Source organism: Hartmannibacter diazotrophicus (genome assembly GCF_900231165.1).
GTDB classification, from domain to species: Bacteria; Pseudomonadota; Alphaproteobacteria; order Rhizobiales; family Pleomorphomonadaceae; genus Hartmannibacter; species Hartmannibacter diazotrophicus.
In genome coordinates this window covers 2,740,952-2,767,431 of the sequence record NZ_LT960614.1, presented here as the reverse complement: position 1 = coordinate 2,767,431, position 26,480 = coordinate 2,740,952, and the positions used below count along the sequence as shown (strand labels likewise).

The following is a 26,480-nucleotide window of genomic DNA, read 5'->3' as shown; positions in this document are numbered from 1 at the left end:
CCGTGATGAAGACGGACGGGCGGGTCGATCCCGAGACCGATCGCCGTTTCATGGCCGCCGTCCTTTCGCTCGGCTGGTGGCATCAGGGGCTTGCGCGCCCCAATCCCTCCGTCGGCGCCATTCTCGTGCGGCCGGGCAGCGAGCCTGTCGTGATCGCGCGCGGGGTGACCGGCATCGGCGGGCGTCCGCATGGCGAGGCGATGGCCCTTGCCATGGCCGGCGAGGCGGCGCGGGGCGCCACGGCTTACGTGACGCTCGAACCCTGCTCACATTGCGGCCGTGCCGGGCCCTGCTGCGAAGCCTTGGCGGCTGCCGGTGTCGGACGGGTCGTCTCGGCCATGGAAGACCCGGACCCGCGGGTTGCCGGACAGGGGCACGCGTTCCTGAGGCAGTCCGGGATCGCGTTGACGACAGGCGTGCTGGAGGCGGAGGCACGCAGGCTTCATGCCGGGCACATTTCACGCATCCTGCGGCAGCGGCCTCACGTCTTCCTGAAGCTTGCCGTTTCCGCAGACGGCTTCATCGGCCGCAATGGCGACGGGCAGATCGCCATTTCGGGTGACGAGTCGAGGGCTTACGCCCATGCCCTGCGCGCGGAAGCCGATGCCATCGTCGTCGGGATCGGGACAGCGCTTGCCGACAATCCGTCACTCACCTGTCGGCTTCCCGGCATGGAACTGCGCTCGCCGCTGCGGGTCGTCCTCGATCCCTCCTTGCGTCTTGCCGTTCAGTCGACCCTCGTGCGCACAGCCCGCCAGACATCGGTAACGGTGTTCAGCCAGACGGGATCGTGGGACGGTGACAGCCAGCGTGAAGCCCTGACCGCAGCCGGTGTCGATGTGCGGGCGGCCGCGCTTGCGCCGGATGGCGGGCTCGATCTGGTCGATGTTCTCTTCCAGCTCTCAAATCTCGGGGTCGGGCGGCTGATGGTGGAGGGAGGCGCTCGCCTGGCGCGATCGCTGATCGAGGCCGACCTTGTCGACGAACTGCATCTCGTTCGTTCGCCGGTCATGATCGGCCCGGGCGGCGTTCCCGCCTTTGGCGGCCTCACTCTTGCAGAAGCGACGACGAAACTGCACATCAGCGAACAACGATGGCTTGGCCGGGATCGCCTGATCCACTATCGCCGGGCCGATCGGACCGTCACTTGACCCATATCTTGAACGGAGTGCCAGAGCATGTTCACCGGGATTATCAGCGACGTCGGCGAAATTCTTGAGCTGACGGAGCGCGAGACCGGCGTGAAGCTGAAGATCGCGACCGACTATGATCCAGGCGGCATCGATATCGGTGCCTCCATCGCCTGTGCCGGCGCGTGCCTGACCGTGATCGAGCGCGGGACGACGGGCAACCGGCGCTGGTTCGATGTCGAGGCCTCGGTGGAAACGCTGGACAAGACGACGATGAGTGCGTGGCAGGCCGGCACGAAGATCAATCTGGAGCGGGCGCTGAAGCTAGGCGACGAACTCGGCGGCCACATGGTGACCGGACACGTGGACGGCGTCGGGGAACTCGTCGAGCGTGAGGATGTGGCCGACATGGCCAAGCTCACGTTTCGGGCTCCTTCGGCGCTCTCTCACTTCATCGCGGCCAAGGGATCGGTGACGCTCAATGGCACCTCGCTGACGGTCAATTCCGTCGATGGCGACATCTTCACCGTGATGCTGATCCCGCACACGCTGGAGGTCACCACCTGGGGTACGGCGAAGGCCGGTGACAAGGTCAATCTCGAAATCGACATCATGGCGCGTTATCTGGCGCGCATGGTGGAATCCGGCGCCTTTCCCGGCGCGCGGGCGGCCTGATCGCCGGCCGCAGATCTGCCTTTCCGCCAGAGCGGCGCGATGGGACTGGACAATTGCCGCGTGCCATGGTCTTTCCGCTCCACATCCACAGAAGGACGTTCCATCATGGCCGGCAGCGCGCCGCATCTCCTCGTTATCGAGGCCCGTTTCTATGACGATCTGGCGGACGAACTGTTCGCCGGCGCGAGCGAAGCCATCGAGGCCGCAGGTGCGACCTTCGACCGTGTCTCCGTTCCCGGCGTCCTCGAAATTCCCGCGGCCCTCGCCATGGCGCTCGACGCCGTCGATGCGGGCATTGCCAGCTACGACGGGTATGTGCTGCTCGGCGTGGTGATCCGCGGCGAGACCAGTCATTATGATATTGTCGCCGTCGAGTCGGCGCGCGCCGTGATGGATCTGTCGGTCAGCGAGAGCCTTGCGCTCGGCAACGGCATCCTGACCGTCGAGACCGGTGCGCAGGCCTGGGCACGGGCGCGCCGCACGGAGAAAAACAAGGGTGCGGGTGCGGCCAAGGCCGCCCTCGCCATGGTCGCTCTGCGCGAGCGTTTCGGATCCTGATTGAAATGAACGACGTCAAGTCAGACCAGAAGAACCCGGAAAAGGGCCTGCGTCCGGCCAACCAGCGCGGCGCGGCGAGGCTCTTTGCCGTGCAGGCGCTCTACCAGCTCGAGATCGGCGGCGAGGACCTCCTTTCGGTCGTCGCCGAATACGAGCAGTTCCGGCTCGGCAAGGAACTCGACGGCGAGCAGTACCGGCAGGCCGATCCCGCCTTCTTCCGGGCGATCACCGCCGGCGTCATCGAAGACCAGCGCACCATCGACCCGATGGTGCACACGGCTCTCGTCGAGGACTGGCCGCTCAAGCGCGTCGATGCGACCCTGCGTTCGATCCTTCGCTGCGGCACCTACGAACTGCTGCGGCGCAAGGACGTGCCGGCCAAGGTGATCATTTCGGAATATCTGGACGTTGCGCGCGCCTTCTACGAGGACGATGAGCCGAAGCTCGTCAACGGCGTTCTCGACCGGATTGCGCGTGAACTGCGTCCTGACGAAGTCAGCGGTCCGGCGCGGTGAGGCGGTGGTGAGCGAGCAGGGGGCGACAGGCGCGCGCGCCAGCGAGACCGAACTCATCGCCCGCTACTTCGCGCCGCTTGCAACCGAGCCTTCGACCTTCCAGCTTGGCGACGACGCGGCCTATCTGAGGCCGCGGGCGGGCTGCGACCTGGTCGTCACCAAGGACATGCTGGTCGCGGGCGTTCATTTCTTTCCCGACGATCCGCCCGGCGCCATCGCGAAAAAGGCGCTCCGGGTCAATCTCTCCGATCTTGCCGCCAAAGGCGCGCGCCCGCTCGGCTATCTGATCGGCCTTGGCCTCACCGGCGACTGGACGGAGGCCTGGCTGCAAGCGTTTTCCAACGGGTTGGCGCAGGACCAGGAAACCTACGGGATCACGCTCCTCGGCGGCGATACCGTCTCTTCGCCGGAGCGCTTGACCCTGTCCATCACGGCCTTCGGGACCGTGCCGGAGGGGCGCATGGTCAGGCGGGGCGGCGCGAGGGCGGGTGATCTCATCTGCGTCACCGGGACCATCGGCGATGCGGCCCTCGGGCTTCAACTGAGGCTCGATGCGGGTCTGACGACCGCCGTTCGGCTGACCGGCGATCAGGCCGCTTTCCTCAAAAATCGCTATCTGCTGCCGCAGCCGCGGTGCCGTCTTGCGTCGGTGCTCGGCCAGCACGCCAGCGCGGGCATGGACATTTCGGACGGACTTGTCGGCGATCTGGCGAAAATGGCGGCGGTCTCGCATGTCCGTATCGATATCGACATAGACAAGGTTCCGCTGTCGGACGCGGCCAAGGCCGCCTGCGCGGCCCGGCCCGATCTACTGCGCACGGCGCTGACCGGCGGCGACGACTACGAGCTGGCGATTGCCTGCGCGCCCGCTTCCCTGTCCTCGTTCGTCGAGGCCGGAAAGAAGGCCGGTGTTGCCGTGTCGGTGATCGGTTCGGCGAGCGAAGGAAGCGGCCTCGGCCTTGCGGGCGCCCGCGGCGACCTTGCAGACTGGGCCGATAGAGGTTCGTTCAGCCACTTTTGAGAAAGCCGGTTTTCATGACGACGTCCGTTGCCGATGATTTCGCGCATGAAAGGCGGGCCCGCTCGACCGCTCTCACGCTTGCGGCCTCGATGGCGACGGCCGGAGCGGTGTCGCCGATCGCGGTGGGGCTTGGGGGTCTGGTCGGCAGCAGCCTTCTCGGTGAGGATCAGTCGCTTGCGACCCTGCCGGTGACGATGTTCATCCTCGGCAATGCGCTCTCCTCGGCGCCGGCGGCTCTGCTGATGGCCCGGGTGGGCCGGAGGGCCGGCTTTCTGCTCGGGATCAGCGTTGCCGTTGCCGGCGGATTGCTGGCCATTCTTGCGATTTCGATCGGCTCGTTTCTGGCCTTCTGCGGCGCTCAGACGCTCGCCGGCATGAGCAGCGCCTTCGTCCAGCAGTACCGCTTCGCGGCGGCGGATGCCTCGCCGGACATCTTCAAGGCAAGGGCCATTTCCTGGGTTCTGGCCGGGGGCGTCGTCACCGGCGTGATCGGGCCGCAGGCGATCATCTTCGGTGAAAACCTGCTGCCGTTCGATTTCGCCGGCACCTATGCGATCCAGATCGTGCTCGTGCTGATCGCGGCCAGCATTCTTGCGACCCTCAGCATTCCGAAACCGGCAAGACGGCAGCATGGTGACGCGAAGGGGCGCCCGCTGCTGAAGATCATCGGCAGCCCCCGCTTCATCGTCGCCTTCATCTGCACGGTCTCGTCCTATGCGCTGATGAGCCTGGTGATGACCGCGACGCCGCTGGCCATGCTGCATCACCACCACAGCCATGGCGATGCCGCGCTCGGCATCCAGTGGCATGTCATCGCGATGTTCGCGCCGAGCTTCTTCACCGGATCGCTGATCGCGCGCTACGGCAAGGAAGCGGTCGTCGCCTATGGGCTCGTGCTGATCGCCTTCGGCGCCGTGATCGCGCTGCTCGGTGTCACCGTCATGCATTTCTGGCTGTCGCTCATCCTGCTCGGCATAGGCTGGAATTTCGGCTTCATCGGCGGCACCGCGATGATCGCCGACACCTACGCGCCGGAAGAAGCGGCCCGCGTGCAGGCGGTCAACGAGTTCATGCTGTTTTCGATCGTGGCCCTTGCATCCTTCTCGTCGGGTAAGCTGCTGGTGCTGTCGGGATGGAGCATGATCAACATCCTTGTTTTCCCCGTGGTTGGGCTTTCGCTGGGGCTCCTTGCCCTCAATGCGCTGCTGCGTACCCGAAACGTCTGACTTTTTGTGCATTTTCCGCCGTTCCCGGCGGCACTTGGACTATTCGGCCCTTGACGGAATGCCGCCCTCCGATACCGTGCTAGTGACTTCCAGCCTGTGCCGTGCTGCGGCGCCATAAAAGCTATAAACGGAAGCAAACTTCGCATGAGGTCCCGACAAGCGGACCCAGGGAGAGGGAAGGAACATGAATCCACTGTACCTGATCATCGTGGCGGGTCTCGCCTCGATCGCCTACGGCATATGGGCGACCCAATCGGTGCTCGCCGCAGATGCCGGCAGCAAACGCATGCAGGAAATCGCCGGCGCCATCCAGGAAGGCGCGCATGCCTACCTCTCCCGTCAATACACAACCATCGCCATCGTTGGCGTCGTCATTTTCGCGCTTGTTGCCTGGCTTCTGGGGCTGCTCGTCGCGATCGGATTTGTCATCGGCGCGGTCCTTTCAGGCGTTGCCGGCTTCATCGGCATGAATGTCTCGGTCCGCGCCAACGTCCGCACGGCGCAGGCTTCCAGCGTCAGTCTCGAGAGCGGGCTCGGCGTCGCCTTCAAGGCCGGGGCGATCACGGGCATGTTGGTCGCAGGTCTGGCGCTGCTCGGCGTCTCGATCTACTACCTCGTGCTGACGAGCTACCTCGGCTACGCGCCGAATGACCGCCTCGTGGTCGACGCGCTGGTGGCGCTCGGCTTCGGTGCGTCGCTGATTTCCATCTTTGCCCGTCTCGGCGGCGGTATCTTCACCAAGGGGGCGGATGTCGGCGGCGACCTGGTCGGCAAGGTGGAGGCCGGGATTCCGGAAGACGACCCGCGCAATCCGGCGACCATTGCCGACAACGTCGGCGACAATGTCGGCGACTGCGCCGGCATGGCGGCCGACCTCTTCGAGACCTATGCTGTGACCGTCGTCGCCACGATGGTGCTCGCCGCGATCTTCTTTTCCGGACAGACAGTGCTCGAATCCGCCATGGTCTATCCGCTGGCGATCTGCGGCACTTGCATCATCACCTCGATCGTCGGCACCTTCTTCGTCAAGCTCGGCGCCAACAACTCCATCATGGGCGCTCTCTACAAGGGACTGATCGTCACCGGTGCGCTCTCCGTCATCGGCCTTGCCCTCGCGACGCATGCGACTGTTGGTTGGGGCGAAATCGGCACGGAAAACGGTGTGCCGATCACGGGTAGTGGCCTCTTCATCTGCGGCCTCGTCGGCCTCCTGGTGACGGGCCTGATCGTCTGGATCACGGAATACTACACCGGCACGGGCAAGCGACCGGTGGTCTCGATCGCCCAGGCGTCGGTGACGGGTCACGGCACCAACGTCATCCAGGGCCTTGCCGTCTCGCTTGAGGCAACGGCGCTGCCGGCGCTCGTCATCGTCGGCGGCATCATCGCGACCTTCCAGCTTGCCGGTCTCTTTGGTACCGCCATCGCGGTGACGACGATGCTGGGGCTTGCGGGCATGATCGTCGCGCTCGACGCCTTCGGGCCGGTGACGGACAATGCGGGCGGCATCGCCGAAATGGCGGGCCTGCCGAAGGAAGTGCGCCAGACGACCGACGCGCTTGATGCGGTGGGCAACACGACCAAGGCCGTGACGAAGGGCTATGCCATCGGTTCGGCGGGCCTTGGCGCGCTGGTGCTCTTCGCGGCCTATTCCAACGACCTTGCCTACTTCTCGGCGAACGGGGACAAATTCCCTTACTTCGCCGACATCGGCAAAGTGTCCTTCGACCTCTCCAACCCCTATGTCGTGGCCGGGCTGATCTTCGGCGGCCTCATCCCCTACCTCTTCGGTGGTATCGCCATGACGGCGGTGGGGCGTGCTGCGGGTGCGGTGGTTGAGGAAGTGCGGCGGCAGTTCCGCGAGAACCCGGGCATCATGGAAGGCACCGTGCGACCCGACTACGCCCGTGCGGTGGATATGCTGACGAAGGCGGCGATCAAGGAGATGATCATTCCCTCGCTGCTGCCGGTGCTGGCGCCCTTGGTCGTCTATTTCGGCGTGCTGCTGATCTCGGGATCGAAGGCCTCGGCCTTTGCCGCCCTCGGCGCTTCTCTGCTCGGCGTCATTGTCAACGGACTCTTCGTTGCGATCTCGATGACGTCGGGCGGCGGCGCCTGGGACAACGCCAAGAAGTCCTTCGAGGACGGCTTCATCGACAAGGACGGCGTCAAGCATATGAAGGGCTCGGAGGCGCACAAGGCCTCGGTCACCGGGGACACCGTCGGCGATCCCTACAAGGACACGGCGGGTCCGGCGGTGAACCCGGCGATCAAGATCACCAACATCGTGGCCCTGCTGTTGCTGGCGATCCTGGCGCACTGATCCACGGTCCAAACTGACGGTCCGGGACGGGCGAAGGCCTGTCCCGGACTGCTGGTCGCAAGACGCAATGCTGTTTGGCCGACGGCCGGGGTTGAGATCGCGGGCTTTCGGGCCTATGTGATGACGAGTTGCCATTTTCGGCAAAGAAGGATTCTGCCATGTCCGACGCGAAGGCTTTTATCGACAGCGAAGTGAAATCCAATGACGTCGTGCTGTTCATGAAAGGCACGCCGCAGTTCCCGATGTGCGGGTTTTCCGGTCAGGTCGTCCAGATTCTCGACTACATCGGCGTCCCCTACAAGGGCGTCAACGTCCTTGAGGACGACGATATCCGCCAGGGTATCAAGGATTATTCCAACTGGCCGACGATCCCGCAGCTCTATGTGAAGGGCGAGTTCGTTGGCGGTTGCGACATCATCCGCGAAATGTTCCAGGCGGGTGAACTGCAGACGCACATGAAGGAAAACGGGATCTCCGTGAGCGAGCGGGCCTGAGGCTCTGTCGGTCGTTCCGGATTGAAAAAGGCGCCCTTCGCGGCGCCTTTTTTTGTTTCTGCCGGATGAGCGACTTCAGGACTGAACAGAGGTCTGGGCGGGCGAGCTCTCCAGAAGCTCGGCCATCTCGCTGACGGGGCGAGGCTTGCTGAAGAGATAGCCCTGGCCTTCGGCGCAGCCTTCCTGCATCAGAAAATCCAGGTCGTCCGCGTTCTCGATCCCTTCGGCGATGACCTTCATGCCCATGGAGCGGCCGAGGCCGACGATGGCACGCACGATCGCCTGGGAGTCGGCGCTCGCATGGAGGTCCTTCACGAAGGACTTGTCGATCTTGATCTTGGTGAAGGGGAAGCTGCGCAGGTAGCTCAGCGACGAGTAGCCGGTTCCGAAATCGTCCATCGAGATTCCGACGCCGAGTTCGCGCAGGGCCTTGAGCGTCTGCAGCGCACCGTCGCTTCTGTCCATCAGCAGCGATTCGGTGATCTCCAGATCCAACCGGGCAGGGCGCAGACCGGAGAGGTCCAGAGCCCTCACGACGGTGGCAAGAACCTCGGTCGTGCGGAACTGCGCCGGGGACAGGTTGACGGCCACCTTCATGTGATCCGGCCATGTGACCGCATCCCGGCAGGCCTGCTCCAGGACGAAGCGGCCGATGGCGTCGATGAGCCCGGTCTCTTCCGCCAGCGGAATGAAATCGGCCGGAGGAATATTGCCGCGCACGGGATGGGACCAGCGCAGCAGGGCCTCGAAGCCGGAAACCTTCTGATCTTCCAGATTGACGAGCGGCTGGTAGTGAACCGAGAACTCGCCCTTCTCGACGGCCATGCGCAGGTCGAGCTCGAGGCGCTGGCGCTCGAGCATCTGCGCGTCCATGCCGGGCTCGAAATGGCGGAAGGAGCCACGGCCGTCCGCCTTGGCCTTGTAGAGGGCGATGTCGGCGTGGCGCAGCAACTGTTCGGGGTCGGAACTGTCGTCGGTCATCCGGGCAATGCCGATGCTCGCCCCCACGGCGACGTGCTGCATGTTGATCTGGAAGGGCTCGCACAACGAGCGGATGATGGCGCGAGCGATTGGCTCGTCACGTTGGTCGTCTGCGCCAAGGGGGACGAAGACCGCGAATTCGTCGCCGCCGAGCCGGGCCGGAACGCAGGTGTCGTCGAGCGCCTCGCGAATCCGCCGTGCCGCTTCCTTCAGCAGCGCATCGCCGACCGAATGGCCGAAGGTGTCGTTGACGGCCTTGAAACTGTCGAGGTCGATCAGCAGGGCGGCGGCGCCGTGACCGCGCTTGCGTGCCTCGGCCATGCCGGTTGCGATCTGCTCGTTGAAGGCGAGGCGGTTCGGCAGGCCGGTCAGGAGATCGTGACGGGCCATGTGGGCAAGACGTTCCTCGGAGCGACGCCGTTCGGTGACATCGATGAAGGCCAGGAGGATGCGCTCGTTGTCCTCGAAGTCGAGATGGCTTGCGAAGGCGGTCACATCGATCTGCGATCCGTCGGCCTTGAACTGGCGCCAGGTGCGATCGAAGGCGTTGAGCGTTTCGGTGTAGTTGTCGAGCTTCAGATCGCCGTGGTGGTCGGGATGGTGCAGGTCGGTGAGCGAGCGTCCCGCGAAACTGTCCTGCCGATGACCATAGTGCCGGCAGGCGGCCTCGTTCACTTCGCAGATCCGCAGCGTCTCCGGATCGACCAGCATCATCGGAACGGGGTTGCCCTCAAAGAGCAGCCGGAACGAGGCCTCGCGGCGCTTCATGGCGGTGATATCGACGCGCAGGCCGATCGTTCCGCCTCCGGAGGTCCGCCGCTCCTGGATCATGATCCAGCGGCCGTCGGCGAGAAGCTGCTCGTGCGACTTACCCGGATTTGCCATAAGCGCGAGACGTTCGCTCAGCCACTCTTCCTCGCGGCCGACGGCCAGCGGGTAATCTCCGCGGGCTATTCCAACGCGCAGTGTGTCTTCAAGTCTCGCACCGACTTCAAAAAGATCCGCCGACCTGCTGTAGATTTCCTCGTATCGCGCGTTCCAGAGGATGTAGCGGCCCTCGTCGTCCAGGAAGACGATGCCTTCCGGCAGGACCGAAATGGCGTCGTGCAACTGGTCACGCGCCTTCTTGGCCGCTTCCTCCGCCAGACGAAGTTCCTTTCGCAGGGCGGCAGGGGTGAGGCAGGCGCGAATGCAGCCCGAAACCCGGCGCCAGCGCCGAATGAGCGATGTCATGAGGTCCGCCTTTTTCGCGGTATCTTCAGTCGTGTCGAAACTCATAAAAAGGTTCCAGTGGTCCGCATTCAACTATTGATGGCAGAGATTAAGGCATTGTTATAAATGATATCCTTTAGGCTCGTTTAGCTGGTGAAATTTCGAGCATCGACGGGTCAAGTTGTAGGCATCCGGAACAGTTCGTGAGCAATGTGACCGGCGTCCGGTTGTCACGATGACGGGCGGCGTGTCCCCACCACGTTTGCGTCCGGCGGGGCCGGGATTGTCCGGTCCGGTCAATTCCGTCCGGCAGGGAAGGGGGCTTGAGCCCCGTTTCGTGTCGGAAGACGCCAATAAAAAAAAGCCATCGAAGAGTGGGCTCTCCGATGGCTTCGATCTTGATGCCCCGAGGGGCACAAAGTTAGCGCGAGTAGAACTCGATAACGAGGTTCGGCTCCATCTGCACGGCGAAAGGCACGTCGCTGAGGGCCGGAACGCGGACATACTTGGCGACCATCTTGGAATGGTCGGCATCGATGTAGTCCGGCACGTCACGCTCGGCGAGGCCGGTCGCTTCCAGGACGATCGCGAGTTGCTTGGACTTCTCGCGCACCTCGATCACGTCACCGATCTTGCAACGGTAGCTGCCGACGTTGACGCGGCGGCCGTTGACGTTGATGTGGCCGTGGTTGATGAACTGGCGAGCGGCGAAGATCGTCGGAACGAACTTGGCGCGGTAGACAACCGCGTCGAGGCGGCTTTCCAGAAGTCCGATGAGCTGCTCGGAGGTGTCGCCGCGCATGCGCGAGGCTTCCTCATAGATCTTGTAGAACTGCTTCTCGGAGATATCGCCGTAGTGGCCCTTGAGCTTCTGCTTGGCGCGAAGCTGCTGACCGAAGTCAGACATCTTGCCCTTGCGGCGCTGGCCGTGCTGGCCGGGACCATATTCGCGCTTGTTGACCGGGCTCTTCGGGCGACCCCAGATGTTTTCGCCCATGCGACGGTCGAGTTTATACTTGGCGCTGTGGCGCTTAGACATCGCGTATCCTCAATATGAGACGTTGAAGGACACACGCCCTCCTCTGCTTGGAACTCCTTGGTATTCCAAGGTTTTCCGAAGCCGACAGGCCCTGCTGCGAAACAATCCCCAGCCGGTCCACGGGTGCGTGAACAAACACGCGGGCCACTGGGACCCGCGCGATCGCGGTGACATAGCCGTATTGGTGCCCAATGTCAAACGTGACAGGCGGCAAATTCCGGCCGATTTCGGCCGATTGCCAGTCTTTCCTCAGTCTTGACTGCATCCTATAGGTGTTGCAACCGGAACTTTTCAACGCGACTCATCAGCTTTAACCCCTAGTTCATTGTAATCGTCAATAGTGATCGCAGAGAGCGCGTGGATGACACAAGATCGGTCATTCATTGGCGCTGTAGAGGTTGTGATAACAGCCATCTGCGATGGTCTTTTTCATCCGGTTTCCGCCCTTTCCTGGCGATCGGGCTGTTCCCTGGGGTGAAAGACCTCGGTGCAAACGGATTTGAGAATTGAGTGTCGGCGATGGTGCGCCGACCTCCGGTTCGGTGCGGGTGTTTCGGTTTTTCGATGCATGGGGTTGGCGGGCGTAGAGCAAGGCGGCGGATAGATTCGTCGTAACAGGCTGTCGAGAAGGCTGGCCGCGCAAGCGGTTGTCCTCGGTGGTCCGGCTTCAGGGCTTCTGTGTCCCTTCTGCTCCATCCAGTGTGCATTCGCGCCGTTCTTGCTGCCGAAAGGCAGACTTGCCCATCGAGATTTGGCGGCTCGCCGTGACAGGGGGAGAGCCGTTTGACGTAACGACGGTGCCGGTCCTGGGGCCCTCCCTCCCTATGCCCGGCGCACTTCCGGTCAGGTGCCTTTGTTTGCCGCCCGGAAGAGCCGTTTAGAGGAAAACACATGAACGTGCCTCATTTGACGACGGAGCATAGTGAAGGCGGCTTGCTGGGCCCGCATTTGCTCGACCAGAAATTGCAACACGCTTTTCAGCCGATCGTCGATATTCACACGGGCGTCGTTCACGCTCACGAGGCTCTGCTCCGCGGAACGGAGGACGCGGGGTTCAGTTCCATCCAGGCCTTTTTCGATGCGTCCTACCAGGAGGGGGTTCTCGACAACGTGGAACTGGCACTGGCAAGGCGCGCGCTCGAAAAGCTGGAGCGACTGCCGGGCAGCGGAATGCATCGTCTGTTCTTCAACATCGACGGACGGACGCTCGAGCACCCCTCGTTCCGTGTCGATTCCCTGATCAAGCTGTTGCATGACAAGGGTGTCGAGCCGAATGCGCTCTGCATCGAAATTTCGGAGCAGCACAAGACGGCGCGTAGTTCCAGCGCGACCATGGCCATCGCAGCCCTTAGGGCCAACCGTGTGCGGATCGCCCTCGATGATTTCGGGCAGGGCTTTTCCGAACTGACGCTGCTCTACACGTTCCAGCCGGAATACGTGAAGATCGACCGCTTCTTCGTGGCGGATATCGCGCGGTCGCATCGCAAGAAGCTGTTCGTTTCGACAATCGTCAACCTGGCCCATGTCCTGGGCGCCAAGGTCATCGCGGAGGGTGTCGAGACGGCCGAGGAACTGGTGGCCTGCCGTCAGGTGGGCTGCGACTTCGCGCAAGGGTTCTTCGTGGCCCGCCCCGCCATCCAGCCGGAACTGCTGTCCGTCGAGCAGCGCCACGTCCTGAAGGTCAGCACCCAGGAGCGGCGCACGCGGCATGCCGACGAATCGAGCGTGCGGCTGGAGTTGAAGCCGGTCGAGCCGATCCTTTCCAACATGCCGATGGCGAAGGTCTTCGAGCGCTTCAGGCAGGCGCCGGACCGGCCCTATTTCCCGGTGCTCAACCTTGACGGCGAGCCGGAGGGGCTGCTGCACGAGCGCGACCTGCGCTCCTATGTCTTCAGCCCGACGGGGCGCGATCTCCTGCAGAACTCGAATTTCGCCAACCGCCTGATGGCCTTCATCACCCGTTGCCCGATCATCGAGGTGACGACGCCGGTCGAGCGCATTCTGGAGAGCTACGCCAACAGTTTCGAGCCGGAAGCGGTGATCGTCACGGAGAACGGCCAGTATCTCGGCATTCTGTCGTCGACCTCGATCCTGAAGCTCGTCAACGAGAAGCGTCTGACGGTCGCGCAGGACCAGAATCCGCTCACCCGGCTGCCCGGCAACCAGTCCATCAACAATCATCTGGTGGATGCGGCGGAGCCCTACGGGCAGAATCGCATCTTCTGCTACTTCGACTTCAACCACTTCAAGCCGTTCAACGACCAGTATGGTTTCCGTCAGGGCGACCGGGCGATCATGCTCTTTGCCGACATCCTGCGGCGCTATCTGCACGGCGAGGACGTTTTCCTCGGCCATATCGGCGGCGACGATTTCTTTGCCGGCCTGAGGAACATGGACGCGGACCGGGCGATGGCCATCGCCAAGCGCGTCACGGACAGTTTCCGCGATGAAATCACCAGCTTCTATGCGTCGGGCGATCGTGAACGCGGCTATCTGCTGGGACTCGATCGCGAAGGTCACGAGCAGATCTATCCGCTCATGACCTGTTCGGTCGCGCTGGTCGAGGTGGGGGCCGCCGAGGTGATCGACGATTTTGTCGCGCTGTCGAAGCGGATTGCCGACGCCAAGAGGGCCGCAAAACTGGCGCCGGATGCTGTCGCCATCCGCCGTGCGCCGTCCTATCTGTCCGGCCGGGCGTGAATGCGCCTGGTGTCGATGAAGATCGGGTAACGCGCCGCGGCCCTATCAGGCCGCAACGGTGCCCACCATGCTTTCGAAAATACCGCGACCGTCGAGCCCGCCGTGCAGGGCTTCGATGAGGTTTTCCGGGTGGGGCATCATGCCCAGCACGTTGCCGCGCTCGTTGACGATGCCGGCAATATCGTTGACCGATCCATTGGGATTGGTGCCCTCGGCATAGCGGAACACCACCTGACCCTCGCCCTCGATTCGCGCCAGCGTCTCGGCGTCGGCGAAATAGTTGCCGTCGTGGTGGGCGACCGGGCAGCGCAGCACCTGTCCGGGCGTGTAGGCGCGGGTGAAGCAGGTGTTGGCGTTGGCAACGGAGAGCTTCACTTCCCGGCAGACGAACTTCAGGCCCGCGTTGCGCATCAGCGCGCCGGGAAGAAGGCCGGCCTCGGTGAGGATCTGGAAGCCGTTGCAGACGCCGAAGACCGTCACGCCCCTGTCCGCGGCTGCCTTGACCGCAGCCATGACCGGAGACCGGGCAGCGATGGCGCCGGAACGCAGGTAATCGCCATAGGAGAAGCCGCCGGGCAGGGCGATGATGTCGACGTCGGGAAGGTCCGTCTCCTGATGCCAGACGACGGTTGGGGCCAGGCCGCTGACCTGCGTCAGGGCCTTGACCATGTCGTGGTCGCGATTGGAGCCGGGAAAGAGGATAACGGCGGACTTCAGCATCGTGGCAATCGTTCCGGTCTCAGGGTCAACCCATGATGTCGATAGAGTAGTTTTCGATCACCGTGTTTGCGAGAAGCTTCTCGCACATCTGGGTGATTTCCGCCTTGGCCGCCTCGGGATCGGTGGCGGCCAGATCGAGATCGATGATCTTGCCCTGTCGGGCGCTGTTGACGCCGGCAAATCCGAGGCTTCCGAGTGCGCCCTCGATGGCCTTGCCCTGCGGGTCGAGAACGCCGTTCTTCAAGGTGACCGTCACGCGCGCTTTCATGTCTGCTCTGCTCCAGCCTTCGTCATGCGAGCTCCGTCCTGAGAGCCCAGTCCGGGCGATGCCGTCCGGCATCCCGCCTTCGTCTGGCTTTCTCATAGGCATGACGAGGGCGCAAGAAAAGCCTCTTTTCAGCCGACCCAACGGTTTTCAGGCGGTCTGAAACAGAGAAGGCCGGGAAAACCCGGCCTTCCGTTCCGTCATCTGACGGTTCAACTCATTTTACCAGCGTCGGGCCGGGGCCGCGCGGCGGCTCCTGCTCGTTGAGGATGCCGAGACGACGGGCAACCTCCTGGTAGCTCTCCACGAGCCCGCCCATGTCGCGGCGGAAACGGTCCTTGTCCATGCGGTCGCCTGTCGTGACGTCCCAGAGACGGCAGCTGTCGGGCGAAATCTCGTCGGCGACGACGATGCGCATCATGTCGCCTTCCCAGAGCCGGCCGCATTCCATCTTGAAGTCGATCAGCTTGATGCCGACGCCAAGGAAGAGACCGGCGAGGAAGTCGTTGACACGAATGGCGAGCGCCATGATGTCGTCGATCTCCTGCGGGCTTGCCCAGCCGAAGGCGGTGATGTGCTCTTCGGAGACCATCGGATCGTCGAGCTGGTCGTTCTTGTAGTAGAACTCGATGATCGAACGGGGGAGCTGCGTGCCCTCCTCGATGCCGAGGCGCTTGGCGAGCGATCCGGCGGCGACATTGCGCACGACCACTTCCAGCGGGATGATCTCGACTTCGCGGATGAGCTGCTCGCGCATGTTCAGCCGACGGATGAAGTGCGTCGGGATACCCATGTTGTTGAGCTGGGTGAAGACGTACTCGGAAATCCTGTTGTTCAGGACGCCCTTTCCATCGATCACTTCGTGTTTCTTGGCATTGAAGGCCGTGGCATCGTCCTTGAAGTGCTGGATCAGCGTGCCCGGTTCCGGACCTTCATAGAGAATCTTTGCCTTGCCTTCATAGATGCGACGGCGCCGGTTCATAGGGATGTACCGTGGTCTGTAAGGGGAATCCATTGTTTGCCGCGTGCTCCGGGTCGGGTTCAGGTCGACGGCCGTGCCTCGGCTCAAGCGTAAGAAGCGGACCCGTCATGAACAGGCCCGCTTCCAACGTTCGACGGCGCGGAACTTACGCGAAAGGAAAAAAAAGCACAATGACTAACCTTCCCGTGCCGGGCATGGCTGCCGACTGCGATTTGCAGAGCGAGCAACCCGCCTTCTGCGGTCCGTCGCACCATCAATCGGGCGCAATGCATGGCGAAGCTGCGTCCGCAATAATGCGGTAAGCGATCCGCCGCATGCGCTTCGACGCATTCTCCGTTGATCTTGAAGGCCGAAGGCGGTTAGGAAGGTCAGGATGAGCGGCGATGGCGCAGGTGTTCATACAGCCGCAAAACAGGGCCCGGTTGGGAGAGACGGACATGACGACCTTTGATCGCCGTGAGGAAGCCTACGAGAACAAGTTCGCCCATGACGAAGAGCTGCGCTTCAAGGCAGTTGCTCGGCGCAACAAGCTTCTGGGGCTTTGGGCTGCCGAGCTGATGGGACTTTCCGGCGACGAGGCCGAAGCCTATGCCATCGAGGTCGTGAAGGTGGATTTCCAGGAAGCCGGCGACGAGGACGTCTTCTCGAAGATCCGCACCGACTTCGACAAGGCGCAGGTCGGCCAGTCCGATCACCAGATTCGCCGCACGATGGAAGAACTTCTCGCCAAGGCAAAGGCCGAGATCGCAGCGAGCGCCTGAGGCGCTTGGTCTTCCGCTGCCGCCGCCCATGTCGCGGCGGCGGCGCTTCGGCCTCCATTGAGGCCAGACCCGCCCGGTGAACCCGATTTCCCGGCGATCGGGACGTGCCTCAGAGCCGCGACAGCAGCATGGCAAAGCGTGTCAGTCCCTCCGGCCATGGGCCGTGACCAGACGCGGCGTTGATGTGTCCCGCCTCGCCAGCGTCGATCAGGAGCGAGCCCCAGGCAGCCGCCAGGTCGTCGGCGGCCTCATAGCTGCACCATTCGTCGTTGCGGCTGGCGATCAGCATGGATGGGAAGGGCAGGGGCGCGGTCGGGATCTCGTCATAGGTTTGCCTGACGGCCTCTGGCGTCGTTGAAAGACGCGTATCGGCCGGGGCCACAAGGAAGGCGCCAACGACCTTGCCCGGCGCGACTTCGGCAAGCTTTTCAGCGGCATGGGCCACGGTCACCACCCCCAGCGAGTGCGCGACGAATACGACAGGCCGCGTTGAGCGCGCGACTTCCTCCACGATCCTGGCGATCCAGGCGTCCTTGTCCGGATTCTCGAAATCGGCCTGCTCCACGCGGCGGGCCGTCTTGAGCTTCTGCTCCCAGCGCGTCTGCCAATGCGCCGGGCCTGAGTTGCTGTAACCGGGGACAATGAGGATATCGACTTCGGACGACTTCATGACGGACTTCTGAGCTGGAAAGCGGGAGTAGGACAGTCGTTCTATCGCATTCGCCCGGTGGCGAGCGCAATCGCCCATTCCTCGTCTCCCGCCTCTTTGGCGAGTCTGGATGCCCGTTCCCAGTCGTAGTCGACGAAGCGTTGCGTGACGCTCCAGCGGCCCTTGCTCCGGTCGAGCAGGGCATAGCGGGCGTGCGGACTGCCCTGTTCCATCAGGTGAGGCGTCTCGCTCGGGTCGCTGTAGGCCTGCGATCCGACGCTGCCCGGGTTGACGACCAGCCGTCCGTCGAGGAGGCGCATGTGACGGGGCGTGTGGCTGTGGCCACAGAGGATGACGTTCGCATCGATACCGGCAAGGTCCGACTCGACGAGCTTCGAATCGCGCAGAACCATGCGGCCGGCGAGCACCTCTTCCATCAGGTAGGTCATGTCCGAGCGCGGCGTGCCATGGCAGAGGAACAGGCCCTCGATCGCGAGGGTTTCGGGCAGTGCGCGAATCCAGTCGAAATGCGCCGGCGCCATCCGGTCGTAAGCCGGCGCTTCCCAGTCGCCCATCTTTTCGCGCGGCCGGTCGATCAGGGCGCGATCATGATTGCCGCGCACTGTCGGCCAGCCGGCAGCGATCAGGAAATCCGCTGACCGTTCTGCCTCGAGAGGCCCCGAAAAGCAGTCGCCGAGATTGACGATGAGGTCGGGCGAGGCGTCCTTGATGTCTTCGGCGACAGCGAGGAGCGCGTCGAAATTGCCGTGGATATCCGCAACGACCGCGACGCGCATCGAGCCTGCTCCGAGCGATCAGTCCTTGAAGACGCGGGCGAAGATCGTGTCGACATGCTTGGTGTGATAGCCAAGGTCGAATTTTTCCCGGATCTGGTCTTCGCTGAGGACGGCGGTGACTTCCGGATCCACAAGCAGTTCCGTCATGAAGTCGATGTCGGCACGACCGGCAAGCTGGTAGCTGTGCCAGACCTTCATCGCGTTGCGCTGGACGATGCGATAGGCATCCTCGCGGGAAACGCCGGCCTGGGTGAGCGCCAGGAGAATGCGCTGGGAGTGAACGAGGCCGCCGAGGCGGTCCATGTTCTGCAGCATGCGCTCCGGATAGACGAGCAGCTTGTCGATGACGCCGGTGAGGCGGGCAAGGGCGAAGTCCAGCGTCACCGTCGCATCCGGCCCGATCATGCGCTCCACGGACGAGTGCGAGATGTCGCGCTCATGCCAGAGCGCCACGTTTTCCATCGCCGGCATCGCGTAGGAGCGGACCATGCGGGCAAGGCCGGTGAGGTTTTCCGTCAGCACCGGGTTGCGCTTGTGCGGCATGGCCGAGGAGCCCTTCTGGCCGGGGGAGAAATACTCCTCCGCTTCCAGAACCTCGGTGCGCTGCAGGTGCCGGACCTCGATGGCGAGGCGCTCGATCGACGAGGCGACAACGCCGAGGGTCGCGAAGAACATGGCGTGGCGATCGCGCGGAATGACCTGCGTGGAGACCGGTTCGGCCTGAAGCCCCATGGCCCGTGCCACGTGCTCTTCCACCCGCGGGTCGATGTTGGCGAAGGTGCCGACGGCGCCGGAAATCGCGCAGGTGGCGACCTCCTCGCGGGCGTCGACGAGCCGCTTGCGGCAGCGGGAAAACTCGGCATAGGCCTCGGCCATCTTGAGGCCGAAGGTGACGGGCTCGGCATGAATGCCGTGGCTGCGGCCGATGCAGACCGTGTCCTTGTATTCGAAGGCGCGGCGCTTCAGGGCCGCGAGCAGGGCGTCGACATCGGCAATCAGCAGGTCGGCGGCGCGGGTGAGCTGCACGTTGAAGCAGGTGTCGAGCACGTCGGACGACGTCATGCCCTGATGGACGAAGCGCGCCTCGGGGCCGGCGATCTCGGCCAGATGGGTCAGGAAGGCGATGACGTCGTGCTTGGTCGTGCGCTCGATCTCGTCGATACGCTCGACATCGAAGCTGGCGTGGCGGCCCTTTTCCCAGACGACCTTGGCCGCTTCCTTCGGCACGACGCCGATCTCCGCGAGCGCGTCCATCGCATGGGCCTCGATCTCGAACCAGATCCGGAAGCGCGTTTCGGGCGTCCAGATCTCGGTCATCTCGGGGCGGGAATAGCGCGGGATCATCGGCGGGCTCCTGATGGGAAAATCTGCCACGCCCTTTATCAGAGGGGTTTTATCTCGGCAACGGCGGGCGCACCCGGATGTGGGATGCGCAATCAGACTGTTTCGTGCGCCTCGCGGCTGTCCTCGGGTGCCTCGTCGCGCTCGTTCATGCCGTAGTCGCGAATGACGGAGGCAACGCGCAGGCGGTAATCGGCGAAGACTCCGTTCCTGCCGGCGTTCTGCGCCGCGCGGTGACGGACACGGCCGCGCCAGGCGGCAACGGCCTCCTCGTCGCGCCAGAAGGAGAGCGAGAGCATCTTGCCCGGCGTCGTCAGGCTTTCGAATCGCTCCACCGAGATGAAACCGTCTTCCTTCTCAAGATCGTCGCGGAGCCTCGCGGCTATGTCGAGATACTGCTCGCGCCGGCCTTCGCTCGGCCAGACTTCGAAGATGATGGCGATCATGATGGCCTCCCGGTTTGCCTCAGTTGTATCGGGCACTCCGGTCATTCATAGCAGTCTGGTCGGGGATGTCATGCCAATCAGGCTCGGACCGTTTCGAGTACCGCGGCCTCAAGCCTTCGAGGCCTCATGGACTCCCCGCGCGATCGCCCGGGCCATCGTCGCGGCCGCGACGGCGCAGAGGCGGGTCATGTCGACGACAGGATCGGTGAGTGGTCTTGCGCCGGTCGACAGCGCGAAGACGAGATCGCCGTCGAGCGGGGTATGGGCCGGCCAGAGGGCGCGGGCAAAGCCGTCGTGCGCGGCCACGGCGAGCCGCTTGGCCTGCGCCTTCGTCAGTGCCGCGTCGGTCGCGACGATGGCGATGGTGGTGTTGTCGCGCGCGGTCGCATTGAGCTTGGTGACGATACGGTCCGCGTCGGATGGCAGTGGATCTGGAAGGCCGAGACCGCCGAATTCGCCATCGATTTCAAAAGGCGCAGCCCAGTAGTGGCTGCTGGAACCAACGAAGGGCGAGCCGAGGGCGTTGACGGCGGCCAGCGCGCCGACGGTGAAGCCGCTGTCGAGCACCGTCGAGGCCGAGCCAAGGCCGCCCTTGCCGCGTGCGGTTGTCGCGCCCGTTCCCGCGCCGACGCTGCCGAGGGCAAAATCAGGTGATGCGGCATCGAGCGCTTCGCGGCCAAGGGTGCGGTAGGGCGGCGTCTCACCGGATCGCGGCCTTGCCCATGGCTTCTCGCCAATCCTGAGATCGAAGAGAATCGCGGCCGGCACGATGGGCACGCGAAAATCGCCGACGGCAAAGCCGCGTCCGAGATCGACAAGGCCGGCCATGACGCCGCTGGCCGCCTCGAGGCCGAAGGCCGAGCCGCCGGAAAGCACCAGCGCATCTACGGTCTCGACCGTGTGCTCGGGCGCAAGCAGGTCGGTCTCGCGCGTGCCCGGCGCCCCGCCCATGATGTGGACAGAGGCCACCGCCGGCGTCTCGGGCAGGAGCACCGTGACGCCTGTTCCGGCCGCAATGTCGGTCGCGTTGCCGACGGACAGGCCGGGGACATCGGTGATGAGGTTGCGTGGACCGGCCTTCATCGGTGGCGTCTTCTCCCGGTCGCGCGCGGCCCGACCTCAGATCTTGCGATAGTGCCGGTCATGGTAGAGCAGGATCTCCGGCCGGTCGGGCGTTGCATCCTGGATGCGGATCGCCTGCACCTCGCCAAAGAGCACGTTGTGGGTCGCGACGGACTTGAAGTCGGCCAGTCGGCAGTCGAGGCTCACGCGTGCCCGCTCAAGCATCGGGGCGCCCGTCGGGCCTTTCAGCCATGCCGCGGACTTGAAGCGCTCGGGGGCGGGCAGTTTCGTAAAGCCGGCAAAGTCATTGGCGATCGCTTCGTCGCCGGCCGCCAGCATGTTGACGCTGAAGATGCCGTTCTGATGGAAAATCTCGGTCTGGCTGCTCTTGCGGTTGAGGCAGACGAGAATCGTCGGTGGGTCGTCGGAGACGGACGTGAAGGCGGTCGCCGTGAAGCCGCCGAGCCCGAACGGGCCGTCCGTCGCCACCACCACGACGGCGGCCGGAACGCGTGCCAGTGCATCGCGGAAATGGTGCGTGCCGGCCGGCATCACTTGCCGGATCGCCGGGGGGCTGTCCTGTTCGGAATCACTCAACGGTTCGCTCATACTCGTCATCGGACTTCGATCTTCGACGTCAAAGGGCTGTCCTGTCCTCTCATGCACGCGGCAAATCCACAAGGCCGACGCCGCGAAAACGGCTCAATAGGTCTTGATCCGTCGTCTTCCCGCCTCGATGCACGCGCCGCTTCCCGGGTGCCCTTCAGCGGCGACCGCGGAGGCATCCGGCTGCAAGTCAATCCGTTGCTAATGGCGGCCATTCACGATGACGATCACGGCTTTGTTCAATTTACGGGCGCAAATCGGTGCATATGGCGAAAACTTGTGCAGTAGAGTGCGGATGTATTGATGGAGCAAAAGTGAAAATGTTCAAATCGAGTATCGGATCCGGGGAAATTCTCTGAGTTGCGAAAAAATTCTTCGGATAATCCCGATTCTGGTGCTCATCCCATGCAGATGCACGGTATGTCTGTTGTCTTGTGGAATGCGGCTTGCTAATGACAACGGCACGCACAACAATCGTGCGAAATGGCGAGACGGCAAAAAATGCCGCCGCACAGGCAGGGGCGCTGACGTATGGAAATTTTCCTGCAGCAGCTGATCAATGGCGTGACTCTGGGGTCGATCTACGGCCTTATCGCGATCGGCTACACGATGGTCTTCGGCATCATCGGTATGGTGAACTTCTCCCATGGCGATGTTTTCATGGTCTCCGCGTTCATCGCGTTGATCTTCTTCCTCATTCTCACGACCTGGCTTGGCATCGGGTCGGTGGCGCTGGCGCTCTTCATCGTGATGGTCATCTCGATGGCGCTCACCGGGCTGCTGAGCTGGACGATCGAGCGGGTGGCCTACCGGCCGCTGCGGGGATCGTTCCGCCTTGCGCCGCTGATCTCGGCGATCGGCATGTCGATCGTGCTGTCGAACTTCGTCCAGGTCGCCCAGGGTCCGCGTAACAAGCCCGTTCCGCCGATGATCACAGATACGATCCAGGTGATGGAGCGCAACGGCTATGCGGTGACGCTCTCCTACAAGCAGATCATCATCATGGTGGTCACGGCCGTTCTTCTCGCCGGTTTCTGGTATCTCGTGCAGAAGACCCCGCTCGGCAGGGCGCAGCGCGCCTGCGAGCAGGACCGGAAGATGGCGGCGCTTCTCGGCGTCAACGTCGACCGCACGATTTCGATGACCTTCGTCATGGGCGCGATGCTGGCTGCCGTCGCAGGCACGATGTACTTCATGTACTATGGCGTGGTGAACTTCGCGGACGGCTTCGTGCCGGGCGTCAAGGCCTTCACCGCCGCAGTTCTCGGGGGAATTGGTTCCTTGCCGGGCGCGGTCATCGGCGGGCTGCTGATCGGTCTGATCGAGACGTTCTGGTCGGCCTATTTCTCCATCGACTACAAGGACGTCGCCGCGTTCTCCATTCTCGCGATTGTCCTGATCTTCATGCCGCAGGGCATCCTCGGCCGGCCGGAAGTCGAGAAGGTCTGAGATGACGTCGACCGCTCCCGCCCGTCAGAACGGGCCTGACCTTGCCGCCGCCGCGAAGGACGCGGCGCTGGCAGGTGTCATCGCGCTTGGGGTCTTCGGGCCGCTGGTCGGCTTTAGGACCGACCAGAACATGGACAACCAGCTCATCGTCGAGAACCGCTGGGGGCTGGTCGCTGTCATCGTTGCCATCGTGGTCGTCGGACGCTTTCTGCTGAAGGCCTTCGTCTTTCCGGCGATGGCGGCGCGCAAGGCGAACGCGAAACCGGTCGCGACGATCGGTGAGCCGGGGTTCTTCAGGCAGAACTGGACCAAATTCGCCATCCTGCTGCTGTTCCTCTATCCGGTCCTGATCATGTGGGGCTTCGGCATCCGCGGGTCGATCAAGTGGGTCGACAATTTCGGCATCCAGATTCTCATCTACGTGATGCTCGGATGGGGGCTGAATATCGTTGTCGGTCTCGCCGGGCTGCTGGATCTCGGGTATGTCGCATTCTATGCGGTAGGCGCCTATTCCTATGCCCTTCTGGCCACGCATTTCGATCTGTCGTTCTGGATTCTGCTGCCGCTTGCGGGGATTCTCGCAGCCATGTGGGGCGTGACGCTCGGCTTTCCCGTCTTGCGACTGCGAGGTGACTATCTCGCCATCGTGACGCTGGCCTTCGGCGAGATCATCCGGCTGGTGCTGATCAACTGGCGTGAGGTGACGAACGGGTCGTCCGGCATCTCCTCGATCCCCAAGGTGACGCTCTTCGGCATTCCTTTCGATGCGTCTCCGGAAGGCTTTGCGAGGATGTTCGACCTGCCGATGTCTTCGGCCTACTACAAGGTCTTCCTCTACTACCTGATCCTGATGCTTGCCCTGTTGACGGCCTTCATCACGCTGCGGCTCAGGCGTCTTCCGATCGGCCGCGCCTGGGAGGCGTTGCGCGAGGACGAGGTTGCCTGCCGCTCGCTCGGCATCAACACGACCAACACCAAGCTCACGGCCTTTGCCCTCGGCGCGATGTTCGGCGGCTTTGCCGGCTCCTTCTTCGCCGCACGCCAGGGCTTCGTCTCTCCCGAATCCTTCATCTTCCTGGAATCGGCGGTGATCGTTGCGATCGTCGTGCTTGGAGGCATGGGCTCCATGGTTGGCGTCGCGGTCGCGGCGGTGGCGATGATCGGCGGTACGGAGATTCTGCGCGAGCTTTCCTTCCTGAAGGAGGTTTTCGGCCAGGATTTCAATCCGGACCAGTTCCGCATGCTGATCTTCGGCCTCGCCATGGTGACCATCATGGTCTGGAAGCCGCGCGGCTTCGTCGGAAGCCGTGAGCCCACCGCCTTCCTGCACCAGAAGAAGTCCGTGTCCGGTTCCCTCGTTCAGGAGGGGCATGGCTGATGCATGATCCTCATTTCAACTGGGAACATGACCCGATCCTCGAGGTGCAGCACGTCCAGATGCGGTTCGGCGGCCTCGTGGCGGTCAGCGACCTGTCATTCCAGGCCGGGCGCGGCGACATCACGGCGCTGATCGGCCCGAACGGCGCCGGCAAGACCACGGTGTTCAACTGCATCACCGGGTTCTACAAGCCGACCCAGGGCATGCTGAAGCTCAACCTCTCGACCGGCGCGCATCACCTTCTGGAGCGCATGCCCGACTTCAAGATCGCGGCGAAGGCGAAGGTTGCGCGCACGTTCCAGAATATCCGCCTGTTTTCGGGCATGACGGTGCTGGAGAACCTGCTGGTCGCCCAGCATAATCCGCTGATGATTGCCTCCGGCATGACGTTCCTCGGCATCTTCGGCGTTGCCAGCTACAAGGCGGCCGAGCGCGAATCCTACGAGCGGGCGGTCTACTGGCTCAACAAGATCGGGCTCTACGACCGGGCGGACGATCCGGCCGGCGATCTGCCCTATGGCGCCCAGCGCCGGCTCGAGATCGCACGGGCCATGTGCACGGCGCCGGAAATCCTTTGCCTCGACGAGCCGGCGGCGGGCCTCAACCCGCGCGAGTCGGCCGAGCTCAACCAGCTTCTCCTCGATATCCGCAAGAACGAGGCGACGTCGCTCCTCCTGATCGAACACGACATGTCGGTGGTCATGGAGATCTCAGACCACGTCGTCGTCCTCGAATACGGCACCAAGATCGCCGATGGCACGCCCGACGAGGTGCGCAACGATCCCAAGGTGATCGCGGCCTATCTCGGCGTCGACGACGACGAAGTCGAAGAGGTCGAAGAGGCGCTGGACGAGGCCGTCGAGGAGGCGCAGCAATGACCGCGGTCGTGGAAACCCAGGACAAGCCTGTGGCCGCTACAGGCGCGCCGCTCCTGTCGGTGCGCGATGTCCGCACCTATTACGGCAACATTATCGCGCTCAAGGGCGTCGACGTCGACGTCCATCCGGGCGAGATCGTGACGCTGATCGGCGCCAACGGCGCCGGCAAGTCGACGCTGATGATGACGATCTTCGGCAGCCCGCAGGCGCGGACCGGCTCGATCGTCTTCGACGGCATGGACATCACGCGCATGCCGCCGCACGAGATTGCGCGCCTCAGGATCGCCCAGTCGCCCGAGGGCCGGCGCATCTTCTCGCGCATGACGGTTCTGGAAAATCTCCAGATGGGCGCCTCGCTCGACAACATGAAGCATTTCGACGAGGACGTGGAAAAGGTGTTCACGCTTTTTCCGCGGCTCAAGGAGCGCTCGGCCCAGCGCGGCGGCACGTTGTCGGGTGGCGAACAGCAGATGCTGGCGATCGCCCGGGCACTGATGGCGCGTCCGCGCCTCCTGATGCTGGACGAGCCCTCGCTGGGTCTCGCGCCGCTGATCGTCAAGCAGATCTTCGACGCGATCAAGGAACTCAACCGGACCGAGGGTCTGACCGTGTTCCTTGTCGAGCAGAATGCGTTCCACGCGCTGAAGCTGGCGCACCGGGGCTATGTCATGGTCAACGGGGTCGTGACCATGTCGGGCGCCGGTAAAGAGCTGTTGGCAAACCCCGAGGTCAGGGCGGCATACCTCGAAGGCGGTCATCACTGATTGGGAGTTTTTCACGAATGCAGGGGATTCTCTACGAAGAGACCTCGGGTTGGACCTTCATCCTGGTCACTGTCGTCATGGGCGGGTGGGCTGCCTGGATGACCGGCAAGGCCTGCGCGCAGACATGGCGCAGCTATTCCTCGCTGTTCGTCTATGGCCTGATCCTCGGGGTCGCGGTCCGCTTCATCCATTTTTCGATGTTCGGGGGCAGCTTCGTGGCCCTTCAATATTATGTGGTCGACACGATCGTGGTGCTGGCGATCGCGTTCATCGGCTATCGCTATACGCGCGCCGGGCAGATGGTCACCCAATATTACTGGCTTTACGAACGTTCCGGCCCGCTGAACTGGCGACAACGGGGCGCTGGCTGAACGGATCCGCCCTTGTCCCTGGCACATCACCTCAGCCCATTGCGGCATCGGGAACTTGGGATAGGATGCTACCACCGCCGGGCAGCCGACCGGGCGGCACAAGAAAAACGGGAACAGTTTGAAAGAAATTCGCCACC

Annotated in this window: 25 protein-coding genes and 1 pseudogene; 15 read left to right on the top strand and 11 right to left on the bottom strand. The window is 63.4% G+C overall.

Going from position 1 to position 26,480, the window contains the following annotated elements; genetic code table 11:
- The first annotated feature begins 5 nt into the window (after positions 1-5).
- The 8 genes from ribD (at position 6) to grxD (ending at position 7,942) form a co-directional block, all read left to right on the top strand.
- The gene (ribD, locus tag HDIA_RS12995; protein ID WP_099556557.1) at positions 6-1,151 is read left to right on the top strand and encodes a bifunctional diaminohydroxyphosphoribosylaminopyrimidine deaminase/5-amino-6-(5-phosphoribosylamino)uracil reductase RibD; all 1,146 of its coding nucleotides are present in this window, start codon (positions 6-8) and stop codon (positions 1,149-1,151) included.
- A gap of 27 nt (positions 1,152-1,178) precedes the next feature.
- Positions 1,179-1,805 carry a riboflavin synthase gene (locus HDIA_RS12990; RefSeq protein WP_099556556.1) on the top strand — a complete coding sequence of 209 codons (627 nt, stop codon included), beginning with the start codon at positions 1,179-1,181 and terminating at the stop codon, positions 1,803-1,805.
- Between the two features lie 105 nt (positions 1,806-1,910).
- Entirely contained in the window at positions 1,911-2,363 is a 453-nt protein-coding gene (gene ribH / locus HDIA_RS12985) for a 6,7-dimethyl-8-ribityllumazine synthase (RefSeq protein ID WP_099556555.1), read from the top strand.
- Between the two features lie 5 nt (positions 2,364-2,368).
- Positions 2,369-2,878 carry a transcription antitermination factor NusB gene (nusB, locus tag HDIA_RS12980; RefSeq protein WP_099556554.1) on the top strand — a complete coding sequence of 170 codons (510 nt, stop codon included), beginning with the start codon at positions 2,369-2,371 and terminating at the stop codon, positions 2,876-2,878.
- 7 nt (positions 2,879-2,885) lie between these two features.
- Entirely contained in the window at positions 2,886-3,899 is a 1,014-nt protein-coding gene (thiL, locus tag HDIA_RS12975; RefSeq protein WP_245883860.1) for a thiamine-phosphate kinase, read from the top strand.
- A 14-nt stretch (positions 3,900-3,913) separates the two neighbouring features.
- On the top strand, positions 3,914-5,125 hold the full coding sequence (locus HDIA_RS12970) for an MFS transporter (protein ID WP_099556552.1): 1,212 nt from the start codon (positions 3,914-3,916) through the stop codon (positions 5,123-5,125).
- A 184-nt stretch (positions 5,126-5,309) separates the two neighbouring features.
- Entirely contained in the window at positions 5,310-7,448 is a 2,139-nt protein-coding gene (locus tag HDIA_RS12965) for a sodium-translocating pyrophosphatase (protein WP_099556551.1), read from the top strand.
- A gap of 158 nt (positions 7,449-7,606) precedes the next feature.
- Positions 7,607-7,942, top strand: coding sequence for a Grx4 family monothiol glutaredoxin (grxD, locus tag HDIA_RS12960; RefSeq protein WP_099556550.1), 336 nt, complete (start codon positions 7,607-7,609; stop codon positions 7,940-7,942).
- A 75-nt stretch (positions 7,943-8,017) separates the two neighbouring features.
- On the opposite strand, the gene HDIA_RS12955 is transcribed toward grxD, so the two are convergent.
- Both HDIA_RS12955 and rpsD read right to left on the bottom strand, forming a co-directional pair.
- On the bottom strand, positions 8,018-10,156 hold the full coding sequence (locus HDIA_RS12955) for a putative bifunctional diguanylate cyclase/phosphodiesterase (RefSeq protein WP_162292641.1): 2,139 nt from the start codon (positions 10,154-10,156) through the stop codon (positions 8,018-8,020).
- Positions 10,157-10,556: 400 nt separating this feature from the next.
- Positions 10,557-11,174 (bottom strand): 30S ribosomal protein S4, encoded by a 618-nt coding sequence (gene rpsD, locus HDIA_RS12950; protein ID WP_099556548.1) that lies wholly within the window; start codon positions 11,172-11,174, stop codon positions 10,557-10,559.
- 891 nt (positions 11,175-12,065) lie between these two features.
- On the opposite strand from rpsD, the gene HDIA_RS12945 reads away from it, so the two are divergent.
- Positions 12,066-13,874: a GGDEF domain-containing protein gene (locus HDIA_RS12945; protein ID WP_099556547.1), complete on the top strand. Its 1,809-nt coding sequence runs from the start codon at positions 12,066-12,068 to the stop codon at positions 13,872-13,874.
- A 45-nt stretch (positions 13,875-13,919) separates the two neighbouring features.
- Here HDIA_RS12945 and purQ read toward each other — a convergent pair whose 3' ends face one another.
- The 3 genes from purQ to purC all read right to left on the bottom strand — a co-directional run bounded on the left by purQ (position 13,920) and on the right by purC (position 15,841).
- Positions 13,920-14,591 carry a phosphoribosylformylglycinamidine synthase subunit PurQ gene (gene purQ, locus HDIA_RS12940; protein ID WP_099558878.1) on the bottom strand — a complete coding sequence of 224 codons (672 nt, stop codon included), beginning with the start codon at positions 14,589-14,591 and terminating at the stop codon, positions 13,920-13,922.
- Between the two features lie 28 nt (positions 14,592-14,619).
- Positions 14,620-14,862 carry a phosphoribosylformylglycinamidine synthase subunit PurS gene (purS, locus tag HDIA_RS12935; protein WP_099556546.1) on the bottom strand — a complete coding sequence of 81 codons (243 nt, stop codon included), beginning with the start codon at positions 14,860-14,862 and terminating at the stop codon, positions 14,620-14,622.
- Positions 14,863-15,076: 214 nt separating this feature from the next.
- Positions 15,077-15,841 carry a phosphoribosylaminoimidazolesuccinocarboxamide synthase gene (gene purC / locus HDIA_RS12930; protein WP_099556545.1) on the bottom strand — a complete coding sequence of 255 codons (765 nt, stop codon included), beginning with the start codon at positions 15,839-15,841 and terminating at the stop codon, positions 15,077-15,079.
- A gap of 437 nt (positions 15,842-16,278) precedes the next feature.
- On the opposite strand from purC, the gene HDIA_RS12925 reads away from it, so the two are divergent.
- Positions 16,279-16,602 (top strand): DUF1476 domain-containing protein, encoded by a 324-nt coding sequence (locus tag HDIA_RS12925; RefSeq protein ID WP_099556544.1) that lies wholly within the window; start codon positions 16,279-16,281, stop codon positions 16,600-16,602.
- Between the two features lie 109 nt (positions 16,603-16,711).
- Here the strand turns inward: HDIA_RS12925 and HDIA_RS12920 are convergent, their stop codons facing one another.
- The 6 genes from HDIA_RS12920 to HDIA_RS12895 all read right to left on the bottom strand — a co-directional run bounded on the left by HDIA_RS12920 (position 16,712) and on the right by HDIA_RS12895 (position 21,494).
- On the bottom strand, positions 16,712-17,272 hold the full coding sequence (locus HDIA_RS12920; RefSeq protein ID WP_099556543.1) for an RBBP9/YdeN family alpha/beta hydrolase: 561 nt from the start codon (positions 17,270-17,272) through the stop codon (positions 16,712-16,714).
- A 41-nt stretch (positions 17,273-17,313) separates the two neighbouring features.
- Complete coding sequence (locus HDIA_RS12915; RefSeq protein ID WP_099556542.1) at positions 17,314-18,048, bottom strand: metallophosphoesterase family protein; 735 nt, start codon at positions 18,046-18,048, stop codon at positions 17,314-17,316.
- Positions 18,049-18,066: 18 nt separating this feature from the next.
- The gene (gene purB / locus HDIA_RS12910) at positions 18,067-19,392 is read right to left on the bottom strand and encodes an adenylosuccinate lyase (RefSeq protein ID WP_099556541.1); all 1,326 of its coding nucleotides are present in this window, start codon (positions 19,390-19,392) and stop codon (positions 18,067-18,069) included.
- 92 nt (positions 19,393-19,484) lie between these two features.
- The gene (locus HDIA_RS12905) at positions 19,485-19,835 is read right to left on the bottom strand and encodes an antibiotic biosynthesis monooxygenase family protein (protein WP_099556540.1); all 351 of its coding nucleotides are present in this window, start codon (positions 19,833-19,835) and stop codon (positions 19,485-19,487) included.
- Positions 19,836-19,943: 108 nt separating this feature from the next.
- Positions 19,944-20,918 (bottom strand): P1 family peptidase, encoded by a 975-nt coding sequence (locus HDIA_RS12900; protein ID WP_099556539.1) that lies wholly within the window; start codon positions 20,916-20,918, stop codon positions 19,944-19,946.
- Positions 20,919-20,954: 36 nt separating this feature from the next.
- Positions 20,955-21,494: a flavin reductase gene (locus HDIA_RS12895; RefSeq protein WP_245883859.1), complete on the bottom strand. Its 540-nt coding sequence runs from the start codon at positions 21,492-21,494 to the stop codon at positions 20,955-20,957.
- 540 nt (positions 21,495-22,034) lie between these two features.
- Between HDIA_RS12895 and HDIA_RS12890 the strand changes: the two genes are divergently transcribed.
- From HDIA_RS12890 to HDIA_RS12870, 5 genes and pseudogenes are all read left to right on the top strand, one after another.
- Positions 22,035-22,952, top strand: a complete 918-nt coding sequence (locus HDIA_RS12890) for a branched-chain amino acid ABC transporter permease (protein WP_099556537.1) — start codon at positions 22,035-22,037, stop codon at positions 22,950-22,952.
- 1 nt (position 22,953) lies between these two features.
- A complete protein-coding gene (livM, locus tag HDIA_RS12885; protein WP_099556536.1) occupies positions 22,954-24,330 on the top strand; it encodes a high-affinity branched-chain amino acid ABC transporter permease LivM in 1,377 nt (458 codons plus the stop codon).
- A pseudogene (locus HDIA_RS12880) lies at positions 24,330-25,184 on the top strand (ABC transporter ATP-binding protein); the annotation flags it as partial. The gene livM and the pseudogene HDIA_RS12880, both read left to right, overlap by 1 nt.
- 20 nt (positions 25,185-25,204) lie before the next feature.
- Positions 25,205-25,972 (top strand): ABC transporter ATP-binding protein, encoded by a 768-nt coding sequence (locus tag HDIA_RS12875; RefSeq protein WP_099556534.1) that lies wholly within the window; start codon positions 25,205-25,207, stop codon positions 25,970-25,972.
- 17 nt (positions 25,973-25,989) lie between these two features.
- On the top strand, positions 25,990-26,343 hold the full coding sequence (locus tag HDIA_RS12870; protein ID WP_099556533.1) for a DUF6867 family protein: 354 nt from the start codon (positions 25,990-25,992) through the stop codon (positions 26,341-26,343).
- The last annotated feature ends 137 nt before the right edge of the window (positions 26,344-26,480 follow it).